Annotated in this window: 2 protein-coding genes; both read right to left on the bottom strand. The window is 66.2% G+C overall.

The features are described from left to right. Positions 1-320 precede the first annotated feature (320 nt). Positions 321-1,100: a TatD family hydrolase gene (locus AB2385_RS16710; protein ID WP_367656148.1), complete on the bottom strand. Its 780-nt coding sequence runs from the start codon at positions 1,098-1,100 to the stop codon at positions 321-323. A 69-nt stretch (positions 1,101-1,169) separates the two neighbouring features. Beyond that, entirely contained in the window at positions 1,170-3,197 is a 2,028-nt protein-coding gene (metG, locus tag AB2385_RS16705; protein ID WP_367656147.1) for a methionine--tRNA ligase, read from the bottom strand. Positions 3,198-3,650 lie beyond the last annotated feature (453 nt).

Here is a 3,650-nt window from a genome sequence, read left to right as displayed (position 1 = left end):
CTCTGCACTGTTTAGTTTTCAAGGTTCGAGATCCGCTGCCGTCAGGCGACAGCTTCACCAGTTTATCAAGTACTCGGCTTCGTGTCAACCGTCCAGTTGCATCCAGCCGGCGATTTCCGCCGAGCACGCCGCCGTCGTGTGGCGGCGAGATTGTATTTTAGCAGCCCGCCCTGCCGGCGTCAACTGTCCCGAATTCGTCATTCTGGGCGGTCAGAGCCTGGACTCCAACCGCCCTGCCGCTTCACCGTGCTGTCACGCACCCGGACGCCCACCACCGGGCCCCCGGGTGTGTGCGCTCCTGGCTGCCGGCGACCCGGCCGCTACGCTTCATCCAACCGCAGCACCCGCCGCGCGTTGGCACTCGTGGCCGCGGCGATCGCCTCAAACGTGGTTCCTCGCAGCTCGGCCAGAAACTCCGCCACGTAGCGCACGTAGCCGGGCTCGTTCCGCTTCCCCCGGTAAGGCATCGGCGCAAGGTACGGGTCGTCCGTCTCCAGCACGATGCGGTCCAGAGGAAGGCGGCAGGCGACGTCCCGACCGACCGGGTTGTTCTTATACGTCACAGTACCGCCGATGCCAATGTAGAAGTTCATGGCCAGGCAGCGCTCGGCAATCGACCAGTCGGCGGAGAAGCAGTGCATGATCCCGCCGACCTCGCCCGCGCCCTCCTCCTCGAGGATGCGCACCACGTCTTCGTGCGCGTCCCGGTCGTGGATCACCAGCGGCAGGTTCAGCTCCCGGGCCAGGCGGATCTGCTGCCGGAACACCTGGCGCTGCACGTCGAAAGGCGCCTCGTCCTTCCAGTAGTAGTCGAGCCCCACCTCGCCGATGGCCTTCACCTTTGGGTGACGCGCCGCCTCCCGCAGCTCCCGCTCCGCGTCGGGCCCCCACTCCAAGGCGCTGGTCGGGTGGATGCCCACGGCGGCCCAAACCCAGTCGTGGCGCTCTGCGAACGCCAGGGTGACCGGGATCAGCGCCCGCTCGAAGCCAATGACCATCAGCTGGCTCACGCCCATCTGGCGCGCCCGCTCCACGACCTCGTCGCGGTCTGCGGCAAACTGACGCCCCGTATCCACGTGCGAATGGGTGTTGAACAACATGCGGTTTCTCCCTCTCTGCGGCGGTCTCCCCGGGCGTCCGAAGGGGCGCCCGGGGAGATGCGGCTCTGCTTATTTCACGCGCATGCCGGTGGGGAAGTCCGGCTTGTCCAGGGTGACCAGGCTCAGGCGGCCGTCCTCGGCGGTTGCAGCCAGCAGCATGCCGTGCGACTCCACCCCGCGGAGCTTCTTCGGCTTCAGGTTGCTGACCAGGATGATGCGCTTCCCGATCAGCTCCTCGGGGGCGTAGTACTGGGCGATACCCGAGACGATCTGCCGGCGCTCCTCACCCACCGCCAGCTGCAGCTTGAGCAGCCGGTCAGCCTTGGGGATGCGCTCCGCCGCGATGATCTCCGCCACCCGCAGGTCCACTTTCGCGAAGTCGTCGTACTCGATCTGCGCCACACCCTCCACCGGACCCGGCCCGGCTCCCGCGGCCCCGGCGTCCGGCCGGGCCGGCTGAGTGCTTGCCGCCCCGGCCTCCGGCTGCGCGGGAGCCCCGGCGGCCGGCTGGGGCGCCGTTGCGGGTGCAGACTCGACAGCCGGCTTCGCCTCTGCCTTGGGGACTTCAATCCGCGGGAACAGCGGCGCGCCGCGGCGGATCACCGTGCCGGGCTTCAGGCCGCCCCAGGCGATCGCCTCCTCCCAGGGGAGCGTGCGCACCTGCGCCGGATCGAGGCCCAGTTGCTCCCAGATGCGCTCGGGCGTCTGGACCAGGAAGGGCGTGAGCGCCACCGCCAGGATGCGCAGCGACTCGGCCAGGCTGTAGAGCACGCTGCGGAGCTGTCCCGCCTTGGCGGCGTCCCGGGCCAGCGCCCACGGTGCCTGCTCGTCGATATACTTGTTCGCCCGGTCGACCAGCTTCCACAGGGCCACCAACGCGTTGGAGATCTCCAGCCGATCCATGGCGCCCTGGTACTCGGCGATCACCTGCTCGGCCAGGGTGGCCAGCACACGGTCGTCGGCCTCGGGGTCGGGCTCGGGCACCAGGCCGCCGCTGAACTTGTTGATCATCTGCGTGGTGCGGGAGAGCAGGTTGCCCAGGTCGTTGGCCAGGTCGGTGTTCGTCCGCAGCACGAGCGCGTCTTCGGTATACGTGCCGTCGGAGCCGAACGGGACCTCGCGCAGGAGATAGTACCGCACCGGATCGATCCCGTACTTCTCAATGAGCACGTACGGATCGACGACGTTGCCCTTGGACTTGGACATCTTCTCCGCCTGGGCACCGAAGAGCAGCCACCCGTGGCCGAAGACCTTCTTGGGCAGCGGGAGGCCGAGGGCCATCAGGATGCAGGGCCAGATGATGGTGTGGAACCGCACGATCTCCTTGCCCACCAGGTGCACGTCGGCCGGCCAGAACTTTTGGTACAGCTCGTCGTTTTCGGTGCCCCAGCCCAGGGCGGAGATGTAGTTGGAGAGTGCGTCGATCCAGACGTAGATGGTCTGCTTCTCATCGAAAGGCACCGGAATGCCCCAGCGCACGGTGCTGCGGGAGACACACAGGTCCTCCAGCCCCTGGTTGATGAACGAGATCATCTCGTTCTTGCGCGAGGCCGGCTGGATGAAGTCGGTCTCTTCAATGTACTGCAGCAGCCGGTCGGCGTACTTGGAGAGCCGGAAGAAGTAGCTCTCCTCCTTGGTCCACTCGACCGGACCGCCGCAGTCGGGGCACAGGTTGCCCTCCTTCAGCTTGCTCTCGATCCAGAACGTCTCGCACGGGGTGCAGTACCAGCCCTCGTAGGACGACTTGTAGATGTCGCCCTGATCGTAGAGCTGTTTGAAGATCTTCTGGACGACCCGCTGGTGACGTGGTTCCGTGGTCCGGATGAAGTCGTCGTACGAGATGTGCAGGGCCGCCCAGAGATCCTTGATGCCGGCGACGATCTCGTCGACGAACTCGATCGGGGTCTTCCCCTGCGCGAGGGCCGCCCGCTCGATCTTCTGCCCATGCTCGTCCGTCCCGGTCAGGAAGTAGGTCTCGTGCCCCAACCGGCGGTGATAGCGCGCCAGCGCGTCAGCCGCAACGGTCGTGTAAGAGTGACCGATGTGCAGCTTGCTGCTCGGGTAGTAGATCGGCGTCGTGATGTAAAACTTCGTCATGCCGGGAACCTCCTCCTTACGGCAACTCTCCCTGAAAACGCAGAAAACCTCGTCCCCATGCGAAGGGACGAGGCTTGTGCCCCGTGGTACCACCCTTGTTCGCCCGACGCGAGCCGGGCCTCGTTGCGGATACGGGCCAGAGGCCGATATCCTGGCTCAGTAACGGGAGCCTCCCGTCCGGGCCTACTCAGTTCCAGGCGGGCCCTCCGCCAGCGCTTCCGCCGGCGGCCCCGCAGAACCTTCAGCCGGCCGCTCCGGAGCCATGTTCAGGCCGTCTCGGTCACCGCCGGCTTTCACCCTCCCCGGCTCGCTTTGGGGACCTCAGGCCCTACTCATCTCTTTCATCGCGTTGATGGGCCTGATTATAGGCGACTCCGAAACGCCTGTCAAGGGCTCGTGGGCTCTACACTGAGAAGTGTGGGTACCAAGAGGAAATGGCGGTTCGCCAGCCAA

Origin of the sequence: Symbiobacterium sp. (genome assembly GCF_040797425.1) — a bacterium.
In the GTDB taxonomy this organism is placed as follows: domain Bacteria; phylum Bacillota; class Sulfobacillia; order Symbiobacteriales; family Symbiobacteriaceae; genus Symbiobacterium.
This window is presented reverse-complemented; position numbering and strand designations above follow the sequence as displayed.